Consider the following 20,028-nt stretch of genomic DNA (forward strand, 5'->3'; position numbering starts at 1 on the left):
CGGAGGAGGTCGACGGCCACGCTGCCGACGGCGCGGAGGCCGGTCACGCGACCCGCGGGCCACGCCGCCGGGAGCGCCGGCAGGAGGTCGGTCACGTCGGCGTGGCTCTGGAGGAGCATCTCGGCCATGCCCGCTGCGCCGCTGAAGGTGCCGTCGGTCTGGAAGGGCGGGTGCGTACCGGGCAGGTCGTCCAGCGCCGACGGGCGGTAGAGGGCGAGCAGGTGGCCGCGAGGGGCAGCCCGAGCAGGAGGCCGAGTGGGTGGCGACGGGGCGGGGGGGCTCCCCGTGCGTCGGTCGGGGGGACGGCGAAGGGGAGAGAGCCGGCCTGCGTCGTACGTTTGGTCCATCGAATGGACGTCATGGACTCCGGCGTTCGAAGCGCTTCCGGCCCGGCCGGACGCGCTCGCTCTCCCCTCCGTCCCCCTCCGCCTCGATGCCTAGGTGGCCCTCCTCACGCACTCCCATGACCCGGCTTCTCGCTCTCCTCCTGCTCCTCGGCGGCTGCGCCGGCTCCGGCCCGGCCGAGCCGCCGCGCCTCCTCGTGTTCTCGAAGACCGAGGGCTGGGTCCACGACTCGATCCCGGCCGCCGTCGAGGCCGTCCGCCAGCTCGGCGAGGCCGGCGGGTTCGCCGTTGACGCGACCCAGGACGCCGCCGCGTTCTCCGACGACCGGCTCGCGGAGTACGACGCCGTCGTGTTCCTCCTCACCACGGGCGACGTGCTCGACACGGAGCAGGAGGCGGCGTTCGAGCGGTTCGTTCGGGCCGGCGGCGGCTACGCGGGCGTCCACTCGGCGAGCGACACCGAGTACGAGTGGCCGTTCTACGGCGACCTCGTCGGAGCCTACTTCGAGAGCCACCCGCCGGGCACGCCCGACGCGGTGGTCGACGTGGTCGCGGCGCACCCGTCGACGGAGCCGCTCCCCCAGCGGTGGACGTGGACGGACGAGTGGTATGCCTTCCGCGCGCAGCCGGAGAACGTTCGCGTGCTGATGACCGTCGACGAGTCGACGTACGAGGGCGGGACGATGGGCGAGCACCCGATCGCGTGGTGCCACGAGGCGCTCGGCGGGCGGGCGTGGTACACGGCCCTCGGCCACCGCGCCGAGGGCTACGCCGACGAGGCGTTCCGGGCCCACCTTCTCGGTGGCCTCCGCTACGCCGCCGGCCTCGCCGACGGCGACTGCGGCTCGTAGCGCTCGCCAACGGCAGGGCCGGACCGGGGTCTCACCGCGTCGGCACGCGCTGTCCGTCGGCGTCGAAGGCGATCAGCTCCATCGGGTCGCCCGGGACGGTCGAGCCTGAGGCGAGGATGACCACGGACTGCCCCCCCCGGCTCCGGAGGTCGAACGTCGTCCGTGCCGTCGCGTCGCCGACGGCGAGCGTGAGCGTGGCCTGCCCGGCGTTGATCCCGGTCACCTCGGAGCGGGCCCCGGGCTCCAGCCCGGTGACGACGTCACCGCCCCGCCGGCGGACGTCGATCCGGCCTTCCGCGAGCGTGTTGATGACGAGGGCCCCGACGCGGTCGCCGTCCCCCGACGCGGTCCGGACGTCGGGCGTCACGGTCAGCCGGACGCCGCCGGTCCGGGCGGCCCGCGTCGCGACGACGGTGTACGCCCGACCGGCCTCGAACTGGAGCGCCTGCGTGGCGACCGCCTCGCGGTTGGCATCGAAAACGGTGAGGACGTGCGCGCCGGCCGCGGCGAGGACGAAGGGGGAGGCCGTCTGGTACGCGAAGGTCCGCCGGTCCGAGTTGGCGGGCCGCAGGATCTCGTCGTCGAGCGTCACGCCGAGGTCGCCGACGTCGGCCGCGTTGTGGATGAACTGGAGCCGCGCGGCGCCGTCCGCGGCGCGCGCCTGGACCGGCACCACGAGGGTCGGCTCGTTCTCGGCGTTGCTGGAGATCGTGAGCTGCCCCGCAAACTGCTGCCCGTTGGCGGTGTACGTGACGAGCACGTCCGCCTCGGCGCCGGGCTCGACGCGCAGCGGGAGGGGGGCCTCGACCCGGAACACGCCCGGGCCGACGTCGAGGCTGGTGATCTGGAGCGGGGCCCCGCCGTCGTTGCGGATGCGGAGGGTCCGCTCAAGGCGTTGCCCGGGGGCCGAGACCTCGGGGAAGCGGAGCGCCGCCGGGCTCACCGCGATGGACGGCCGCCCGTCCTCGCGCGTCTCGACGAGCCAGAACCACAGCTCGAAGTCGCTGCCTCGGCGGCCGTCGCCGCTCGGGAGGACGACGTCGGTGCCCCCATCGCTCGCCCGAGGCCGGCCGAACGCCTCGCCATCGAGGTAGACGGGCCGCTCGGTGTCGGCGGCCCAGAGCTTGTCGCCGGCCAGCCGGAGCGAGCCCAGCAGGCGGTCGGCCACCCGCGGGAGGAGCACGGAGAAGGGGTTCTTCTCGAGCCACTCCAGAACGGGGTCCGAGGGGTTCCAAAGGAGTCGGTCTTCCTCCGCGACGAGCGTGCCGTCGAGGCGGATGGGCCGCGTGCCGAAGCCTGGGGAGAGGCGGTCCGGGAAGTTCCAGAGGTTGCGTTCGGACGCGTCGAGCGGGTACGGCAGGTGGAGAGTGAGCGTGCAGACCGGCTTGGCGAACGTCATCGCGTCCGGCGCCTGCTCGGACGGCCCGCCCCGCACGGCCTCCTTCGCGAGGGGCGCGTCGAAGGCCACGAGCAGCCCGGAGCGGAGGTCGTCGAGCCCGGCCCGCGCGTCGTTTCGGAGGATGAACCCGTTCTGCCACAGGACGCGCTCGACGTGGAAGCCGGGGTCGGTCTCGCCCGGCCCACCGACCTGGGCGGAGAACCGGACCGGCAGGTGAGCCTCGTTGCCGTCGCCGTCGAGGAGGGCGGCCTCAACGCGCTGGTCGTCGCCGCCGCCGAGCGTCCACCGGACGGTGGCCGTCCCGTCGACGAGCGTGGCGACCTCGACGGCGGGCTGCCCGTCGACGGTCCCGCCGCCGGCGACGATGCGGAACCGGACGGTCTCGCCCGCGACGGGCGTGTCGCCGCGTGACACGCCGACCTGGAGCGGGTAGGGGAGCGTTTCGCCCTGGACGCCGTGCTGGCCGTCGCCGCCGACGTAGTCGAGCGTCAGGTTTTCGATCTCGGCCGCGAACCGGACCGGGAGGTGGAGCGGGTCGCCGGCCGCGTCGAGGAGCTCGGCCTCGGCGCGCTGCGGGCCGCCGGCGCCGAGCGTCCACGCGACCGACGCGAGGCCGTCGGCGTCGGTCGCGACCTCGACGGCGGCGCTTCCGTCAAGCTGCCCGCCGCCGTCGACGACGGAGACCCGGACGCGCGCGCCCTCGACGGGGTGCAACCCGTTCGCGACGCCGACCTGGAGCCGGTGCGCGAGCGGCTCGAGCGGCGCGCCCTCCTGCCCGTCGCCGCCGACGTAGAAGAGGCCCGTTAGCTCGGTCACGGGCGGGAACAGGGAGCGGCAGTCCGTCACGGCGTCCCAGCCGTCTGCGACCGTGACCAGCCCGAGGCGGCAGTAGTGGTGGCCGATGCCCTCGGCCACGACCCAGCCGCCGTCCTCCGTCGGCCACTCGACGTCGCCCGTGTTGGTGCGGGCGGGGATCGTCCAGTAGTCGCCGGTCCGGTAGCGCCGGCCGCCGCCGCGGACGCGGACCTGGACGCCGTCCTCGAGGTCGCGGAAGCTCGCGTCGTTGTCGCCGTCGAACACGCCGTTCCACCGGCGGACCCTGGCGTTCTCGAGGAACGCCGCCCCGTCGATGGGGCCGGTGGCCGTGGTGAGGTCGACGGTGAGGACGTCGCCCGCGACGGAGTCGACCTGGACGAGCGTGCCCGGGAGGCCGTGGAGCTCGCGGGCGTCGTCGATGAGCTCGGCCCAGTCGCCGGGGGCGAAGCGGAGGACGGCGTCACGCCCGACGCTGCTCAGGGTCCACTCGTCGAAGGTCGGGCTCTGCGCGTCGAGCCGGGCGACGATCGTGCCGTTGTCGCGGTCCCACTTGAACGTGGCGTCGGCGAGCGTGCCGCCGTCGTGGACCTCGACGCGGTACAGCTGGTTCTCGAGCCGGCGGTAGCCCGCGCCCGGCGTCACGATGCACGGGTCCGTCGACGCCGCCGCCACGTCGGTCCGCGCGCTGAGCTGGCCGGTGCTCGGGGCGATCACGTCCTCCCAGGACGCGATCGGCCCGACGCAGTCCGCGGTCTCGCCGGCCTCCAGGGCGTGGAGCTTGACCTGCCCGAGCACGCGGGTGCGCGTCGCCGTGTCGGGGCCGCCGAGAGCGACCTCGCGGATCGGCGGCTCCTCGAGCGCCGTCCGGTGCCACTCCCACACGTCGAGGTAGGCGAGGCACTCCCCGTCGGGAGGCTCCGCGAGCGCGTCGAGGCCGAGCGTGTCGTCGGGGTCGAGCGCGTCGCGGGTGGCCGCGTCGAGCGGGTAGTAGGGCTGCGCGTCGTAGGCGACCTCGGCCTCGTTCTCCACCAGCGTGCCGCCCGCGTAGTAGCGCCCGGCGCCGATCATCAGGTCGGCGCCCGCGATCGAGAGGCCGAAGCCCGCGCCGTCGATCGGCCCGCCGCAGCCGCCGATGAGGTCGGCCGCCTCGGTCTCCGCGCGGTAGAACACGACGTCCAGCTGCTCGTTGGCGTCGGCGTCGGTCTGGACGCGCCCTTGCTGGAGGGGGACGCGCTTGACGTGGCGCGCGGGGTCGAAGGTGGAGCGGGAGAGGTCGGCTTTCATCGGGGCGGTCGGGCTCAGGAGGCGAACAGAAGGCCCGCCTCCAGCCCGAAGCGGAGGTAGTCCCCCAGGCTGGCGTGCAGGTTGGCGATGCGTTGGGGCTGCTTGAGGAGGCTCCAGACGCCCATCTCGGCCCCGTCCTCGGCGCCGGTCCGGATCTCCTCGGCGGCGCTGGCGGCGAGCTGCGCGTAGGCGGGCTCGCCGTAGCGGACGGCCGTGAACGAGGGGCGGAGCCGCCGGAGGACCCGGGTGCGCTCGGCCGGGTCGAGCTCGGCCGCCGAGCGGAGGCCGAGGGCCTCGGCGCGTCGGCGGAGCGCGAGGTCGGGCTGGCAGCGGAAGCGGCGCGGCGTGAGCGAGCCCGGCGGGACGTAGCTGAACCGGACGCACCCGCTCTGGAGCCGGTCGACCGTGACGCGGTCGATGAACACGCTCTCCGAGCCCAGCGCCATCTCGCGCACGCGGACCTCGCCGAAGACGGTGCACCGCTCGATGGTCGCGGGCGGGCCGTTCGTGGGGGCGGGGCCGGCGCCGGGGCCGGCGAGCGCCGTGTCGGCGTGCTGCACGACGCTGTCGCGGAGGCGGACGCCCCGGGCCGTCTCGGGCACCTCGAGCGGACCGCAGAGGGCGTGGTCGAGGTCGAGCACGAGCTCGCGGTTGGCCTCCGCGGCGAGCACGGCGTCGGCGACGAGGTCGACGTCGGGGCTGACGCGGAGGCCGACGGGGGCGTCGGGGTCCTGGAACCCGACGGTGCAGTGGGCCACGCGGAGGCCGCCGAGCGAGGCCGGCACGCGTGGGTCGCCGGGCGCGGGCTCGTACGCGCCGCGCACGCGGATCTCGCCCTCGACCAGCAGGCCGTCCAGGACCAGCGTTCCCGGCGTCGCGCTGGCGAACGGGGCCGTTCCGATCACCTCGACGTCGGTGCGGAGGTGGGCGCGGCGCTCCGTGGGCTCGGGGCTCCCGTCCTCCGCCCGCCCCGCGGCGACCACGACGAGCCGGCTCCCGTCCGGGACGACGATGGCGGTCGTGCCGGTGAGCGCCTCGGGATAGCTCGCGTTGTCGTCGATCGTGATGACGCCGACGGAGCCGGCGGGCTGGTCGGCCCAGCCGGGCGTGCCGGGGACGCCCGTGAGTGCGTCGAGGAGGCTCGTGAAGTGAGCGTCGACCGCGGGCGAGGACGGCCCCCCCGAGCGGCTCACCGAGGCGGACCAGTCCGGCACGAGCGGGAGCCCGTCGGGCTCGGGCGGGAGCGCCTCGGCGAGCGAGCCGGCCCGGTCGTACGGCCCGCCGCCGACGTCGCCGGGGAAGCCATGGGCGTAGCCGACCTCGACGCGGGCTGGATCCGGCGGGCCGAGCACCACGAGCCGCCCGAGCACGGGGTCGACGGAGACGCGCGTCTCGGCGGGCCCGTGCTCGGGGTGGACATGCGTGGTGGGCGCGGGCGCCGTCCAGTCGGAGAGGTCGCAGACGAGGACCTGCTCGGGGAGGAGGGCGGCGCCGTCGAGGTGGACCTCGACGACAGGCGGCTCGCCGAAGAACAGAGGGGCGGGCTCGTCCCCGCCCTCCCACGCGGCGCGGCGGTTCGCGAGCTCCTCGAACAGCGGCCGGCGGCGGAGCGGGCCGGGGACGTTGACCTCTCGGGCGAGGTGCGAGATCTCGTCTTCCGTCTGCTCCCGGTTGAAGAGCGGCGCGTCGAGGCCGTACGGGTGGAGCCAGTAGCGCCCGTCGGGCGGCTCCGTGACGGGCCGGGCCTCGACGGGGATCTCGAACGGGTAGGCCTCCAGTCGCCACAGGAAGAGCCCGACGTTCGGGAGGTTGTGGCGCCCGCGGCCGGAGGCGATCCGCCGGACGTCGGCCGTGTGGGCGACGCGGTCGAACGCCGTGTCGATGAGCTCCAGGGCGTCGGCGTCGCGGAGGTCGGGCGCGCGGTGGTTGTGGAGGCGCGGGTGGTTCGTGTGCTGCGTCGTCGCGACGAGCTCGAAGAACTCGACGGCGCGGGCGGGCCAGCCCGTCGTGTCGGTCGCGAGCTGCTCCAGCATCGTCGCCGTCCCCTTCCGGCGGCGGTAGGCGATCGTGTTCGCCACGCGCGCCCGCTGGCTGAACCCGACGACCTCGCCGAGCGCGTGGAGGTTGCGGACGCCGAGGAGGTCGCCGATGTACGGCACGGCCCACTCGTCGCACGTCTCGATGAACGCGTTGTCGTAGAGCCGCTCGATGTCGGCCTCGAGCAGCCGGCCCTGCTGGGCGAGGACCTCGACGAGGGCGCGGAGCGGGCCGCCCTGCTCGGCGTCGCGGATCCGGTAGATCGCCGGGAGCAGCTCGTAGAGGGCGTCTGCGGTGACGTGGGTCATGGCGACGTCGCGGTGAGGTCGATCCGGTCGGGATCGACGGTGAGGAGCTCGGCGGGCCGGATCGCGCCGCCCTCCCAGCGGGCCGGCCGCGCCACGAGCCACGGATTCGCGAACGGGTCGGCGCCGTCGAGCGACTCGAGGTCGACGAAGACGACGCCCTCGACGGCCTGCATGGCCGCCAGCACCTCGGCCGTGCTCACGCTCTGCCCGAAAGCGCGGGCCTCGAACGAGAAGGCCGCGACGAGCGCCGCCTCGACGGCCGCGAGGACGTCGTCGGCGAGGGCTGCGGGGTCCACGGCGACGACCGCCTCGAGCCCGAACGGGCGCGGCGCGAACGGCGAGACGACGATCTCGGCGTGGACGTGGCGCGCGGCGTCGAGTGAGCCGATGAGGCTCGTGAACAGGTCCGAGCCCTCGACCACCTCGGCCCCGGCCGCGCCGGCGACGGTCAGGTGGACCACCTGGCGCTCGCCGCTCCACAGCACCGTCGCCCCGGCCTTCCCGATGCCGGCGAACGCCCGCGCGTAGTCCTCGACGTCCTGCACCGAGACCACCCGATCGAGCGTGAGGACGGTGAGCGGCGCGTTATCGCGGGCGTCGGCGAGTTTCTCGGGGTCGTCGGCGCCGGTCGGCGCCTCGGGGTTGGTGACGTCCTTGACCCCGAACGGCCGCGTCATGAGCAGGCTGATCTGCCCGGCGTCGACGAGGGCGTCGAGTCCGATGCCCATGCGGTAGGTCGCCGTCACGTTCTCGACGGCCGTCGGGAGCCGCGCCCCGTTGACGCCGTCGCCGAACTGGACCGTGACCGTCCCGTCGTCGGCGAGGCGCGTCGTGTAGACGCGGGCGTCGGGCGGCTGCTGGTACAGCGACGGGACCTCGTCCCACCGGACGCGATTGACGCGGACCTCCAGCGTGCTCGAGGCCCCCCCCGCGGCCACCGAGGCAGTGTGGGTCAGGGGCTTGTTGGCGAGCGTGAAGCGCTGGAAGGGGACCGAGCCGTCGCCGCTCCCGAGGACCTCGCCGGCGACGGTCTTGCCGTGCGTCGCACGGGCCACGTTGGCGTTGAGCCGCGCGCCGACCACGCCCGCCCCGGCGTCGTCTTCGCGGGCGTAGCGGTGGGCGAGCGGGGCGTCGAGCGTGAGCTGGGGCAGGCCGCCGACGTCGTTGACGCGGGCGACCGTCGCCACCTCGGTCGCCGCCTCGCCCGTGTCGACGTCGGTCCCGGCAAAGGCGACGAGCTGGCCCTCCTGGATCGTGGTGACCGGTTTCGACAGCACGACGGTCGCCCCTTCGACCGGCGTCACGAGGGGCGCCTCGGCCCGCACGAGCGCCTCGGAGACGGCGAAGACGACGGTCTCCTGGACGTGGTCGCCGAACCTGAAGCTCAGGTTCTCCCCGTCGAGCTCCAGCCGCGTGGTCTTGGACGACAGCGTGAACCCGGTCCGCGCGTCCTCCGCCACCTCGAGGACGCGGTACGCCTCGGCGTACTCGGGCTGGGCGAGGACGACCCAGCTGTCGGGGACGATCTCGGGGTAGAGCGCGTCGAGGTAGATCGGGCCGTCGGGGAACGTCTCGGCTTCGATCCCGGAGATGTCGCCGATGGTGAGCTGGCCGCCCCACGGCTCCGCGTCGACCGGGACGGGGGTGGTGCTCGCGAGGCCGAGGTACGCCCGCTTGATGCTGTCGGGCATCGCCCGCCAGTCGGGTGCGTGGGATCCGAAGAGGGCCGCGCGCTGGCGGAAGACGTAGACCGTCGGGTCCGACGCGGGGAGCACGGGCGGGACGTACGAGCCCAGCCCGCGCTCGAACACGACGTGCGTGAGGGCCCGCCTCCGGTCGAGCGTGACGTCCTTGATCCGGCGGAAGTCCCACCGCTCGCTGCCCGGGTCGTCCTCGCGCTCCTCACCGACGAGCAGGAGGCCGTCGCCCGCGCGGAGGTTGAGGTCGACGCCCTCCAGCCAGATCCCGCGCGTCCCGCGCACCGGGACGACCGGGGCGCTCGCCCGAGGCCGCATGGCCTGCCACTCGGCGCGCGCCGTGATCTCCTCGACCGTCTCGAACGTCTGCGGCAACTCGTCCTGGCCGGGCAGGCTCTGCGCCTGCGTGCCGGCTGGGACGCGGGAGGTCTCGGGCGCGCCGGGGCCGGTCTGGAGCCCGAACGCGAGCGTCGTGCCGGCCGCGACGCCCGGCCCTAGCTCGTAGCCGATCTCGCGGGCGAGCTGGAGGACCGAGAGCCGCTCGGCCGCCGTCCGGAGGTAGTGCTCGTTGGCGATCCGCTCCTGGTAGAACGAGAGGACATCGAGGACCGTCGCCCAGGCGTCGATGAGCGCGAGCGTGGGGTCGGCGTCGTCGCGGGTGGTGAGGCCGGCGAGGCCGGGCTGCTCGCCGAGCGCGGCGTGCATCGAGGCCTTGAACCGGCCGTGCGTCCCGACGCGGTACGCTAGCGCGGAGAGCCCGGGCCGGTTCTCGACCGACAGGGGCGTCTGGCGCTCGACGCCGTCGCAGCATCCGCAGAAGGTGAGGTCGCTCATAGCCCTCTGGTCAGGTCGAACTCGATCCGCCCGTTGCCGGGTCGGCTGGGGTCGTTGTCGAGGCGGACGATCTCGAGCGCGGCCGTCCGCAGCACGCCCGCCGCGATCTCGCCGTGGGCGCCGTCGTCCAGGCGCTGGAACCGCTGAACCTCGACCGAGGCCACGCCCTCGACGGCCATCGCCGCGCGGTAGATCTGGCTGAGGTAGACGGGCTGGCCGAACGTGAACCGGTCCGGGTGGAAAAAGCCGCGTGAGCCGTCGGGCCGCTCGTGCCGGCCGAGCGCGATCAGGAGCTGGCGGTGGACGTCGGGGCGGATGTGGCCGGGCGCGACGCAGACCGCGAGGGCGAGGTCGAGCGGGACGTAGACGGGGTCCTGGATCTCGACGTCGTAGCCCGCGAGGCGGTACCGGTCGATGTGGGCGCGGATCTCGCGGAGGAACCGCGCGTCGCTCCGGACCGGCAGCCCGCCCACGCGATCGACGATCACGAAGACCGTCATCCAGCTGCCGGTCCAGCGGAACGTGGCCGCGGCCTTCTGGACGCCCGGGTGGCGCTCCGTGACCTCGGCGTAGTCGGCGGCGGTGACGGCGCGCTCCTGCGTGCGGAACGCCTGCGGCGCGAACTGGCGGACGGCGTCGAGCCTCTCGGGCGCCGTCCCGCCGACGGCCGGCATCGGGTTCCGCGCGCCCGTGACCCCGCCCACGCCGACGACCGTGGTGATGGCGTCGGCGCCGACGTTGCCGGCGGGCCCATTCCCCACGCGGTACGTCGCCGTGAACGTTGAGCCGGCCGCGGGCGCCTTGCCGAGCACGCCGTCGCCGAAGCGGAGCGTCGCCTCGCCCTCCGTGTCGACCTCGGCCACGAACTCGGCCGCGAACCGGCCGCTGCCGAGCAGGTCGCGGCGCGGCGCCCACACCTCGTCGCCGTCGTCGAGCGCGGCCTCGGGGAGCGCGGCGCGCGGGTCCTGCGCCAGCGCTTCGGCAGCGGCCCGGTCGCGGGCGCCGTCGGCGTCGAAGGGGGCGGCGAACGTGAGGCCGTCGTCGCGGAGCCGCGGCCGGTACCGGTCACTGGCGGGGACGGTCGGCGGTGCGAGCGGCTGGGCCGCAACCGTCCGCCCCTGGTCGGCCAGGACCACGTTGCCGCGGGCGAGGCTGAGGTCCTCGACGTCGGTCCCGCCGAGGACGGCGCTGAGGCAGAGCGCGAACGGGAGCGCGTCGGCCTCGTGCCACTCGACCTCCACGAGCGCGGTCCCGTCGAGGTCGTCGACCTCGGGCTCGGCGCGCACGAGGCGGACCGCGTGGCGGCGCGCGCGGTCGGCGTCGGCTGGCAGGCCGGTCGTCGGGCTGACGACCTCCTCGAAGATCAGCACGTCGCCCTCGGCGAGCGCGAGGCCGCCCTCGTCGCGGAGCGTCGCGCGGGTGGCGCCGGCCGGGAGGCAGCACTCGGTGTCGCCCCAGGTGTAGAGCCGGATCGCGTTGTGCGCGGCCCGCGCCGCGACCCCGTGCATCGTCTCGAACACGAGCGGGGCGTCGCCGCGCGTCCGGAGCACGGTGCCGGCCGGGACCGTCACGGCCCCGCCCGCCGTCGCGTCGAGGTGGACCCACACACGGGCGTTGCACCCGTCGTGCATCGCGTAGTCGAGCAGCCGCGCGTGGCGGCGAACCGACGCCCGGCGCCGGGCCGTCCCGAGGTAGGCCTCCGTGGCGACGGCGTCCTGGGCATAGCTGAGGTGGTCGCCGACGTAGGCGAGCATCTCGACGAGGGCGATCTGGAGGTCGGCCTGGTTCCGGTCCCGCCAGTCGGGCGCGACGACGCTCATCCGGTCGAGCATCAGCCGCCGGAAGCTGGCGTAGTCCTTGGCGAGGTAGTCGATCTCGGGCTCGACGACGCGCTCCGGCGGGCACTCGTCCTCGGGCGCGCAGTCGAAGTCGCTCGGGCACTCGGCCTTGAACGAGAACGCGACGGCCGCCAGCCGCTGGTCGATCTCTGGGGGCGGTCGGTCGTCGGTGGGCGAGTTGACGAGCCGGAGCGTGTACGTCGAGTAGTCGCCGGTCCCGTCCGTCAGGACGACGAGCGTCCGGTCGGCGTCGGGGTCCGCCGTGAAGTGATCGACCTGAGCGGCGGTGAGCGTCGCACCCGTGTCCGGGTCGGCGACGAGGGTCGAGTCGAGGTCGCTCGCGCGCCGCGCCCAGACCACGTTCGCCGCCGCCGCGCGCGGGACGGCCTCGATCCGGACGCGCGGCGTGCCGATCGCGTCGCCGTCGCCGTCGGCCGGGAGGTCCTTGAGGAACTGGACCACGAGGACCTGCTGCCGCGGCAGCCCCTCCGCCTCGGCGGTCCGGTCGAGGACCTCGAGGTAGTCGATGCCGTTGAGCGTCGCGTGGGCCTCGACCCGGCGGCGGCGGTTCTCGTTGTCGCAGCGGTACTGGGGGTCCATCACACCTCGCGGGTGAACTCGGTGACGGTCCGCCGCTGCGTCCGCCGGACGACGTAGCGGACGCGGACGGCGAGCGTGCTGTCGCGCCGGGTCACGTCGACGGCCTCGACCACGACCACGTCGCCCAGCCAGCGCTGGAGCGAGGCCTGGACGCTCGTCTCGACGGCGCCCGCGAGGGCGTCGGCGTTGGGCGCGAACACGAGCCCGAGCAGCCCGCTCCCGAAGTCGGGCCGGTTGACGCGCTCGCCGGGCGCCGTGAACAGGACCTGCTCGATGAGGTCGCGCACGTGGTCCGCGTCGTCGGTCACGGCCGTCCGTCCGCGTCCGTCCGCGTGGTAGGGGTAGTCGACGTGGAGCATGGCGTTACTGGCCCTTCACCCGGACCTGGGTCATGACGATGTTGACGCCCGTCCCGTTGGGCGCGCAGACGGCCTGGCTGTCCTGGAGGAGCACCGGCTGGCCGCCCGCGAGCACGCGCGTGGCGCCCGTGATCCACTGCGCCGTCACGCACGGCATGGGCGTGCCGCCAGGCGTCGTGAACGGGCACCCCGCGACGGTGTGAGGCGCCGCCTGCGTCACGACCGGCTGCCCCCCGACCTTGACGCGCGGGCTCGGTGTCGTCGCCTGCGCCTGCCCGCCGTGGAGGCAGAGGACCGTCGCGCCTTGATGGAGGAGGGAGCCGGGCATGTCAGATCACGTCGAGCGCGCCGTTGTTGATGGAGACCTGCGGGCCCGTCATGCTGATCGTCGCGCCCATCCCGTTGTCGATCTCCACGCCCGTCGCGCTGAGCACGAGCTTCTGCCCGGCCGACGTCTCGAGCGTGATCCCGCCGACGCCGGGCGTGTCGTCGAGCGTGACCGTCTGCCCGCCCGCCGTCACGATCATGAGCTTCTGGTAGGGCGGGGCGAGGAGGACCGGCGGGACCTCGGCGGCCGAGCCCCACCAGCAGCCCGACCAGATGGGCCGGTCGGGGTCGCCGTGCTCGAACTCGATCCACACGCCAGCGCCCACCGCCGGGAGCGCGAAGAAGCCGACCTGGTCGCCGCCGAACGGCGCGCACGGCAGGGCCCACCCGCTCTCCTGGTCGCCGAGCACGTCGGGCACGGTCGCGCGGACGCGCCCGAGCTGGAGCGGGTCGTGGACGTCGGAGACGACGCCCCGATACTTGCCGTAGAAGGGGGCGCTCATGGGACGACGAAGGGCGTGAGGGTGCCGGTGCCCTCCCGGCTGATGCGGAACGACTGGCGGTAGGTACCGGGGGTGACCGTGTGCGAGACGCGGCGGACGTAGTAGAAGCCGTCATAGCTGAGGCCAGCCCCGCGCACGCCCACGAGCCGCCGCGCCCGGAGCGCGCCGCCGTAGCGGGCCGCGTCGAGCTCGCCCGTGCCCGTCACGGGGTCCGGCGCCCGCGTCGTGGCCGCGACCGCCGAGGTCATGGCCTCCGCCGGGTTCTGGCTCGCCGTCTCGCGCAGGATCTGCGTCCGCCGCGCGGGGAGGGGCGACGCCGCCAGCGGCGGGACCTTCAGCGACGGGAGCGACGGGATCGGGATCGAGAGCTTGAGGAACGGCTCGACCACGACGCTCTCGGTCCCGACCGGCGCGAGGGCGTCGGCCGTGAACTGGAGCGACGTCACGTTCGTCGCGTCGCCCATGTCGACCGTGAGCGCGCGCTGCGGGAGCCCGAGGCGGGTCTCCGGGCCCCAGTAGGCCGTGTTGACGCCCGGCACGGGCGTGGGCTCGACGTAGAACACGTAGCCGTTCCGCTGGGCCAGCCGCCGGACGAACGCGAGGTCGGTCTCGGCTTGCCGCGTGATCCGCTCGACCTCGATCGGCACGTCGGTCGTCGGCGTGACGGCCGGGACCAGGCCGACCTGGGCGTACGAGGCCAGGATCTGCGTCACGACGAGCCAGTCGGGCTGGTTGGGGTACGACTCGCTCTTCTCCTTGAGGTCCATCATCTGGACCACGCTCTTCCCTTTCACGCGGAGCGTCGACTGGCCCGGCTCGCTGCTCGGCACGACCTCGTGGTGCGTCACGACGCCGTCGATCAAGACCTCGGGCGCGACGCCGAACACGACCGCCACGATCACCCGGTTGAACGGGGCGAACGGGCCACTCTGGAGGAGGGTGTAGTCGAGGAGCGGTCCCTTGGCGAGCGTGAACGTGAGCTGGAAGCCGTCCTCGCCGTCGGCGTCCAGGACCACCTCGGCCTGCGAGAAGGCCCGCATGGCCTCGGGCCCCACCGGGAGCGGGACCGTCGCTCCGGCGAGGAGCGCGAGGCGGGCGCCGAGGAGGCCGTCGAGCATGGCTAGAGGCGCGGGAGCGCGATCCGGATCCGCTCGCCGACCTCGTCGGTGAGCTCGCCGGGGTGGAGGACGGGGTGGGCGTCGCAGACCCGCCAGAACTGGAGCGGGTCGCCGAGGTAGCGGGCCGTGATCACGTCGAGCCGGTCGCCGGCCACGACGGTGTGCTCGGCGAGGACCTCCGCCTCGGGCGGCGGGGGGGGCAGGAAGCGGCGGCGGACGTAGCGGACCTCGCCGTCGGGGGTGACGAGCGTCGCGGTCTCGAGGCCGGCGTAGCGGCTGGCGGGGTCGAACATGGCGCTAGAGGCTGACGCTGACGGAGCCCGAGATCGCCCCGGCCACCTCGGAGGCGCCCTGGAGCGTGGCGAGGCCCTCCTTGAGGATCTGGTTGGCCATGTAGAGCGCGCCCCCCACGCTCAGCAGCCCGAGGTCGTGGTAGCTGAGCACGTCCATGCTCAGCGTGACCGTCGCGTAGAGCGGGTTGAGGTCCGGGTCGTACTGGAGCTCCTGGACCGAGAGGCTCGTGATCCGGACCGGCAGGACCCGCTTGAGGCCCCAGTAGAAGAGGGTGAGCGGGGCCTCGGGCGGGATCACCTCGACCACGCCCAGCGCCTTCTGAACCTCGTTGGCGATGACGGCCACCGACTTGGGGTAGAGCAGCATCTCGAGCGACGCCAGCGCCGGGTAGATCCCGACGCCCGCCACCAGCCCGTTGCCCTCCTCGATCTGGTCGGCCGCGTCGAGGTCGATCTTGACGCTGGTGATCTGCTCCTTCGGTGGGGCCTTCAGGCGGAGTGCGTCGCCCGCGTCGCTGCCCTCGGAGCCCGTCTGCGCCGTGAGCGAGCGCGTGAGTGTCTCCGGGTTGTACTGGAAGACGATGACGCTCGCCAGCGGGTTGAACTTGTCCAGCCCGATGATGGCGCCCTTCTGGATGCGCGGGGAACGAGAGAAGCCGGTGTTCACAAGGGGTGGGGGCTACATCCCAGCGAGGGTGTCGATTTGGCCCTCGTCGGAGACGGTGACGGTGAGGTCATGGCCGGGCGTCTCGGGCAGGAACACGAACCAGAACACCCAGCGTGAGCCGTCGCGCGATGCGGTGAGGCGGTACTCTCCGCTCTGCATGAGGTCCTTTCGCTCGGCGTGCTCGACGGCCTCCCTCAGCGCGTCGTAGATCCGCTTCTTCATGGGTATAGAGGCTTAAGGTGTCGTTCCACAGTTGGCGCTGACCCAGGTCGCCAACTGAGCGCGGATCGACTGCATCCCTGTCCTGCAGATGCCGGCCGACCCGGGGATGATGCGGTCCATCTCACGGATCGACTCCTGACGGTGCGCGCACTCCGACGCCGTCGCTGCCGACGGGTCTCGGAAGGGCGGCCGGTGGAGGCCCTGGGAGGGGTCGCAGTCCACGTCCGTCAGGTGCCGGCGCTCGTGGAGGAGCACGATGGCGTCGAACCCAGGGCATTGGCCGCGGGTGAGGGGCGGGACGTCGAACACACATGGGCATTTCGTCGCGCCATCGCAGACAACGCCGCCGCCGCCGAAGTTGAGACTCGAATCTGCGTAGGCCCGGTTGCAGATCGAGGTGCAGTTTCCACCCGACCCGCTCGCGCTCCCCGAGCCCGACGTGCCGCCGCCACCCGTCTGCATCGGCACCGGCTGTGTGTTGGGGTCTCCGATGAAGGTGGGTGTCGCCTTCGGCGGAGCTTTCGCGCCCGTCCGCTTCGGGCTCGTGGTCGTCGGGCGTGGCCTGGCGTGTGCGGCGAGGAGCCCGGCGGCCCGGTTCGAGCCGAATCTTGCCAGCCGCTTGCGGCGGCAGTCGGCGCACTCGCCTGACGGCCCGATGGGGCGGCCGCACGCACAGCGCCGCGGGGCGAGGGTCGACTGTGGCGCCCGGGGCGGATGTGGGTCTAACGCGGGAGCTGTCGTCAGCATGGCATCACGGGGTGGTGAGACTCGAGTGGATGCGGCGCGCGATGTGCGTCCCTACGCCCTCGGCGCCGACGCCGAGGCGGGCCGTCTCGACGCAGAAGGCGCCGCCGTCGACGCGCGGCCGTCGCGGGTCGTGGGCGAGGCCAGATGGAACGCCGGAGGCGGCGAAGAGCCGAGCCAACTCCGCCTCGGCGGCGGCTTGGACGGCCCCGGCGTCGAGCGGGCCGAGCCCGTCGAGCACGAGGCGGTCGATGTGGAGGTGGAGCGTCATGACCAGCCCGCGAGCTCGCGGTCGGTGAGGGGCTTCTCGAGCTGGGCGTAGACGTCGCGCGCGGCCTGGCGGACGTGCGCCATCCGGACCGGCCCGTCGGCCTCGGCGGCGAGGAAGGCGGCGTGGAGCGCGACGTTGCGGATCGTGCCGCCCGTCGCGTTGAGGCCGGCGAGCGTGTCGGGGTCGAGGCCGTCGGTCGGCGTCTGCGCCGGGAACACGCGGCGCCAGATGGCCGCCCGCTGCGGCGCGTCGGGGAACGGGAACGCCACGCGGAAGCGGAGCCGCCGCTCGAAGGCGTCGTCGATGGCGTTCTTGAGGTTCGTCGTGAGGACGGCCAGCCCGCGGTAGGCCTCCATCCGCTGGAGGAGGTAGCTCACCTCGAGGTTGGCGTAGCGGTCGTGGCTGTCCTTGACCTCGCTCCGCTTGCCGAAGAGCGCGTCGGCCTCGTCGAAGAGGAGGACGGCTCCGCCCGCCTCGGCGGCGTCGAACACGCGGCGGAGGTTTGTCTCCGTCTCGCCGATGTACTTGCTGACGACGGCGCTGAGGTCGATGTGGTAGAGGTCGAGGCCGAGAACGTTGGCGAGGACCTCGGCGGCGAGCGTCTTGCCGGTCCCGCTGTGGCCGCTGAAGAGCGCCGTGATGCCGAGCCCCCGATCCGAGCGCGCGCCGAAGCCCCAGTCCTCGTGCACGCGGAGCCGGTGGCGGACGTGGGCCTCGATGGCGCGGAGCGTCCGGAGTTGGGGCTCGGGCAGGACAAGGTCGTCCCAGGTCGCGCGGGGCTCGACGCTGCGGGCGAGGCCGTCGAGCTCCTGCCGGGCCTGGACGCGGCAGGCGTCCCACAGCGCGTCGGCGGCCGGGCGGCGCGCGTCGAGCGCGCGGAGGCTCGCGGCCCGGATGGACGGCCCGCTCAGGTCGAACTGGTCCGTCACGCGGCCGACGTGCCCGTTGAGCGTCGCGGCGTGCTCGCCGAGGGCGGCCGTCCAGAGCGCCCGCTGCTCGGGCCGCGTCGGGCGCCCGACGTCGAAGGCGACCGTCGGCCGCCGCGCGGTGCGCGTCCGCTCGCGCGACGCCAGGATCAGCGGCCCGCCCGCCTCGTCCACCAACCGGCGGACCAGCGTCATCGCGGTGTCGGAGGGCGCGACCTCGTCGGCGTCGAGGAGGAGCGCGGCGCCGCTCAGGGCCGACTCCCGCGTCCACAACTGGACGAGCGCGTCGAACTCGGCGGCGCCCCCGGGAATCACGCTCGCCGGCATCCGGAACAGCCCGAGCCCGAGGCGCGCGCACGCCGCGGCGGCCACGTCGCGCTTTCCGCTCGGTTCCACTCCGTTGAGCTGGATCGCGGGGAGAGCCGGCTCGCGGTTCCTCGCCCAGACGTCGGCCACGGCCTCCGCTACGGCCTCGTGCGACGGGACGAGCTCGCCCCCGGCCTCGGGGTAGACGAACCCGAGGAGGTTCTCGTCGAGGTGCTGGACCCCGTTGAGGTGGTGGAGCAGGCGCTCGTCGAGGCGGAGCGGGCTGTCGACGAGGCGCTCGCCGGATCCGACCTCGAGGAGGCGCCATCGGCGGAGCGGGGCCGTCGGTGCGAGCGCGCTCCAATGGGCCTCGGGCAGCGACGCCAGCGCGAGCCCGAACGTCGGGCGGTCGCTCCCCGCCCGCGCGCACGCCTCCGCGAACGCCGCCGTCAGCTCCATGCCCGCGCAGAGGAGCAGCACGGCCCGCTCGAACGGCGAGAGCCCGAACGCGCGGACGACCTGCTCCAGCGCCGCGGGGGCCCCGAACGCGGCGAAGTCGACGGCCTCGGTCGGTTCGTCGGCAGAGTCGGCGTCGAGCCCGGCCGCGCGGTCGAGAGCGGCGCGGACCTCGTCGAGGGCGGCGCCGAGGTGGCGCTGGTTGGCCTCGTGCCAGGACGTAGGGGCGGCGGCGCTCACGGGATCGTGACCTGCTGCGACGGGTCGAAGGCCGGCGGCGAGACCGTCCGGTCGACCAGCGCGCTCTCAGCCCCGTCCACGCGGAGGCGGATCGGGAACGTGCCCGTCGCGGCGTCCTCCATCCCGAACGTGAGCGTGTCGGCGACGGCCGTGCGCGCCTCCGCCCGCACCTCGCGGCTCCCGACGACGAGCGAGGCCTCCTGCGCCGGCCACACGTGCGGCTCGACGGGCACCTCGATCGTCGCGGTCGGCCCGTCGGGGCCCGGGGCCAGCGTGACGGTGATCCCGCCGACGTCCATGACGGGCGCGAGCGTGAGCGCGAGGGTGTTCGTCGAGACCTCCCGGCCGTCGCGCGTGAGCGCGACGTGGACGCCGTAGAGGCCGGCGGGCCAGTCGGCGGGGGCACCGCCGGGGATCGTAACCCCGACCCCGCTCGGGGCGACGACGTCGGGCGCGAGCGAATGCTCGGCGTCGAGCCGGGCGTGCGACAGGACGACGGTGTGCGCGGTGCCGTCGAGGTGGTGGCCCTCCAGGCCGATGGCGTCGCCGAGGTGGGCGGCGAGCCGGGCGTCGGGCAGCGACGCGGTGGTGAGGGCGGGGAACGGCGGGAGGAGGCCCGTGACGGCCACGACGCCCCGCTCCTCGCCCGTCACCGCGTCGCGCGGGCCGCGCGTTAGAACTGGGAGCGGCGTCCGCGTCGGCTCGTCGGCCTCGATGAGCACGACGGAGGCGACGTAGGCGGCCGTCGGCCGGTAGCTGACCTGGAAGCCGGACCACAGCTTCGAGATCTCCTCGGTGCTCATCGGCGCCGGCGCGAGCTTGACGAGCTCGACCTGATCGGCCAGGGCCGAGTCCGCCAGCCGGCCGGAGAGGAGGCTCGCGTCGGCGAGGATCGTGCGGATCGTGTCGCGCTCGAGGACGGGCACCTCGTGGAGCCGCTGCATCGCGTAGCCGAGCAGGATCTCGGCCTGGAGGTCCTGGCGGCCGTAGGCCGTCAGGAGGTAGTGGAGGTCGAGCGCCAGCGGTGCGTTCGTGAGCCGATCGCCGTGCCTGTTCCGCGAGGGCAGCCCGGCGTTGCGCCAGCCGGGGTTCGGCGTGGTCCCGTAGAGGTAGACGTTGAGCCCGACGTCGCCGGTGTCGCCGAGCGCGATCCGGTCCGGCGCGACGGCCGTGACGTCGGCGCTGCCGAGGAGCACGGGCACCCCGTGGTCCACGAAGGCGTCGCGGACGACCTCGCGGATCACGGCCGTGACCGAGGCGATGGCGAGGGCGCTGCTCACCGGGTCCCGCTGGGCTTGAGGAACTCGTCGAGCGAGACGACCGGCGCGGGCCGCTCCGCGCGCCGGTGTGGCGGCGGCTGCACGGCGCGGACCTCCACGACGCCGATCGACACGTGGATCGTCGGGTCCGGCACGGAGCGCGGCTCGGCCTCCAGGCCGCCCGGCGAGACCGAGGGGGGCAGGGCCACCGGTCGGGCCTCGATCGGGCGGCGGGCGGCGGGCGGGGCTGCCTCCGCCACGGGCATCTGTGCGGCAGTGACGGGCGCGCCGGCCGGCGGGTCCGGGGCGATCTCTGCGCGGTCGTCCCG

16 protein-coding genes and 1 pseudogene are annotated in these 20,028 nt (G+C 74.2%); 1 reads left to right on the top strand and 16 read right to left on the bottom strand.

Annotated features, from left to right (window positions below; translation table 11 throughout):
- Window positions 1-17 precede the first annotated feature (17 nt).
- Window positions 18-347, bottom strand: a pseudogene (locus BSZ37_RS22840) (glycoside hydrolase family 95-like protein); the annotation flags it as partial.
- 116 nt (window positions 348-463) lie between these two features.
- Here BSZ37_RS22840 and BSZ37_RS05900 point away from each other — a divergent pair.
- A complete protein-coding gene (locus tag BSZ37_RS05900; protein WP_218830417.1) occupies window positions 464-1,195 on the top strand; it encodes a ThuA domain-containing protein in 732 nt (243 codons plus the stop codon).
- A gap of 31 nt (window positions 1,196-1,226) precedes the next feature.
- On the opposite strand, the gene BSZ37_RS05905 is transcribed toward BSZ37_RS05900, so the two are convergent.
- The 15 genes from BSZ37_RS05905 to BSZ37_RS05980 all read right to left on the bottom strand — a co-directional run bounded on the left by BSZ37_RS05905 (window position 1,227) and on the right by BSZ37_RS05980 (window position 19,908).
- Complete coding sequence (locus tag BSZ37_RS05905; protein ID WP_095509655.1) at window positions 1,227-4,694, bottom strand: DUF6519 domain-containing protein; 3,468 nt, start codon at window positions 4,692-4,694, stop codon at window positions 1,227-1,229.
- A gap of 14 nt (window positions 4,695-4,708) precedes the next feature.
- Window positions 4,709-7,039, bottom strand: coding sequence for a hypothetical protein (locus BSZ37_RS05910; protein WP_095509656.1), 2,331 nt, complete (start codon window positions 7,037-7,039; stop codon window positions 4,709-4,711).
- Window positions 7,036-9,570: a putative baseplate assembly protein gene (locus BSZ37_RS05915; RefSeq protein WP_095509657.1), complete on the bottom strand. Its 2,535-nt coding sequence runs from the start codon at window positions 9,568-9,570 to the stop codon at window positions 7,036-7,038. Before BSZ37_RS05915 ends, BSZ37_RS05910 begins: the two co-directional genes overlap by 4 nt.
- A complete protein-coding gene (locus BSZ37_RS05920; protein WP_095509658.1) occupies window positions 9,567-12,008 on the bottom strand; it encodes a putative baseplate assembly protein in 2,442 nt (813 codons plus the stop codon). Before BSZ37_RS05920 ends, BSZ37_RS05915 begins: the two co-directional genes overlap by 4 nt.
- The gene (locus BSZ37_RS05925; RefSeq protein WP_095509659.1) at window positions 12,008-12,367 is read right to left on the bottom strand and encodes a GPW/gp25 family protein; all 360 of its coding nucleotides are present in this window, start codon (window positions 12,365-12,367) and stop codon (window positions 12,008-12,010) included. Before BSZ37_RS05925 ends, BSZ37_RS05920 begins: the two co-directional genes overlap by 1 nt.
- 4 nt (window positions 12,368-12,371) lie before the next feature.
- Window positions 12,372-12,695 (bottom strand): PAAR-like protein, encoded by a 324-nt coding sequence (locus BSZ37_RS05930; protein ID WP_095509660.1) that lies wholly within the window; start codon window positions 12,693-12,695, stop codon window positions 12,372-12,374.
- Window position 12,696: 1 nt separating this feature from the next.
- Window positions 12,697-13,197 (bottom strand): phage baseplate assembly protein V, encoded by a 501-nt coding sequence (locus BSZ37_RS05935; RefSeq protein ID WP_095509661.1) that lies wholly within the window; start codon window positions 13,195-13,197, stop codon window positions 12,697-12,699.
- Complete coding sequence (locus BSZ37_RS05940; RefSeq protein WP_095509662.1) at window positions 13,194-14,315, bottom strand: phage late control D family protein; 1,122 nt, start codon at window positions 14,313-14,315, stop codon at window positions 13,194-13,196. Before BSZ37_RS05940 ends, BSZ37_RS05935 begins: the two co-directional genes overlap by 4 nt.
- A gap of 2 nt (window positions 14,316-14,317) precedes the next feature.
- Window positions 14,318-14,608 (bottom strand): hypothetical protein, encoded by a 291-nt coding sequence (locus BSZ37_RS05945; protein ID WP_095509663.1) that lies wholly within the window; start codon window positions 14,606-14,608, stop codon window positions 14,318-14,320.
- 4 nt (window positions 14,609-14,612) lie between these two features.
- Window positions 14,613-15,275: a hypothetical protein gene (locus BSZ37_RS05950; RefSeq protein ID WP_095509664.1), complete on the bottom strand. Its 663-nt coding sequence runs from the start codon at window positions 15,273-15,275 to the stop codon at window positions 14,613-14,615.
- 12 nt (window positions 15,276-15,287) lie between these two features.
- The gene (locus BSZ37_RS05955; protein WP_095509665.1) at window positions 15,288-15,497 is read right to left on the bottom strand and encodes a hypothetical protein; all 210 of its coding nucleotides are present in this window, start codon (window positions 15,495-15,497) and stop codon (window positions 15,288-15,290) included.
- Window positions 15,498-16,248: 751 nt separating this feature from the next.
- Entirely contained in the window at window positions 16,249-16,512 is a 264-nt protein-coding gene (locus BSZ37_RS05965) for a hypothetical protein (protein WP_095509667.1), read from the bottom strand.
- The gene (locus BSZ37_RS05970; RefSeq protein WP_095509668.1) at window positions 16,509-18,440 is read right to left on the bottom strand and encodes an ATP-binding protein; all 1,932 of its coding nucleotides are present in this window, start codon (window positions 18,438-18,440) and stop codon (window positions 16,509-16,511) included. Before BSZ37_RS05970 ends, BSZ37_RS05965 begins: the two co-directional genes overlap by 4 nt.
- Window positions 18,437-19,720, bottom strand: coding sequence for a Pvc16 family protein (locus BSZ37_RS05975; protein ID WP_095509669.1), 1,284 nt, complete (start codon window positions 19,718-19,720; stop codon window positions 18,437-18,439). Before BSZ37_RS05975 ends, BSZ37_RS05970 begins: the two co-directional genes overlap by 4 nt.
- Window positions 19,717-19,908 (bottom strand): hypothetical protein, encoded by a 192-nt coding sequence (locus BSZ37_RS05980; RefSeq protein WP_143537571.1) that lies wholly within the window; start codon window positions 19,906-19,908, stop codon window positions 19,717-19,719. Before BSZ37_RS05980 ends, BSZ37_RS05975 begins: the two co-directional genes overlap by 4 nt.
- Between the last annotated feature and the right edge of the window lie 120 nt (window positions 19,909-20,028).

Source organism: Rubrivirga marina, assembly GCF_002283365.1.
Lineage (GTDB): Bacteria > Bacteroidota > Rhodothermia > Rhodothermales > Rubricoccaceae > Rubrivirga > Rubrivirga marina.

What these genes read in the sequence shown, in the direction of transcription:
- BSZ37_RS05930 (WP_095509660.1), bottom strand. Translation starts at nt 12,695, where the DNA reads ATGCCCGGCTCCCTCCTCCATCAAGGCGCGACGGTCCTCTGCCTCCAC.
- BSZ37_RS05940 (WP_095509662.1), bottom strand. Translation starts at nt 14,315, where the DNA reads ATGCTCGACGGCCTCCTCGGCGCCCGCCTCGCGCTCCTCGCCGGAGCG.
- BSZ37_RS05920 (WP_095509658.1), bottom strand. Translation starts at nt 12,008, where the DNA reads ATGGACCCCCAGTACCGCTGCGACAACGAGAACCGCCGCCGCCGGGTC.
- BSZ37_RS05945 (WP_095509663.1), bottom strand. Translation starts at nt 14,608, where the DNA reads ATGTTCGACCCCGCCAGCCGCTACGCCGGCCTCGAGACCGCGACGCTC.
- BSZ37_RS05925 (WP_095509659.1), bottom strand. Translation starts at nt 12,367, where the DNA reads ATGCTCCACGTCGACTACCCCTACCACGCGGACGGACGCGGACGGACG.
- BSZ37_RS05915 (WP_095509657.1), bottom strand. Translation starts at nt 9,570, where the DNA reads ATGAGCGACCTCACCTTCTGCGGATGCTGCGACGGCGTCGAGCGCCAG.
- BSZ37_RS05910 (WP_095509656.1), bottom strand. Translation starts at nt 7,039, where the DNA reads ATGACCCACGTCACCGCAGACGCCCTCTACGAGCTGCTCCCGGCGATC.
- BSZ37_RS05955 (WP_095509665.1), bottom strand. Translation starts at nt 15,497, where the DNA reads ATGAAGAAGCGGATCTACGACGCGCTGAGGGAGGCCGTCGAGCACGCC.
- BSZ37_RS05935 (WP_095509661.1), bottom strand. Translation starts at nt 13,197, where the DNA reads ATGAGCGCCCCCTTCTACGGCAAGTATCGGGGCGTCGTCTCCGACGTC.
- BSZ37_RS05905 (WP_095509655.1), bottom strand. Translation starts at nt 4,694, where the DNA reads ATGAAAGCCGACCTCTCCCGCTCCACCTTCGACCCCGCGCGCCACGTC.
- BSZ37_RS05900 (WP_218830417.1), top strand. Translation starts at nt 464, where the DNA reads ATGACCCGGCTTCTCGCTCTCCTCCTGCTCCTCGGCGGCTGCGCCGGC.
- BSZ37_RS05965 (WP_095509667.1), bottom strand. Translation starts at nt 16,512, where the DNA reads ATGACGCTCCACCTCCACATCGACCGCCTCGTGCTCGACGGGCTCGGC.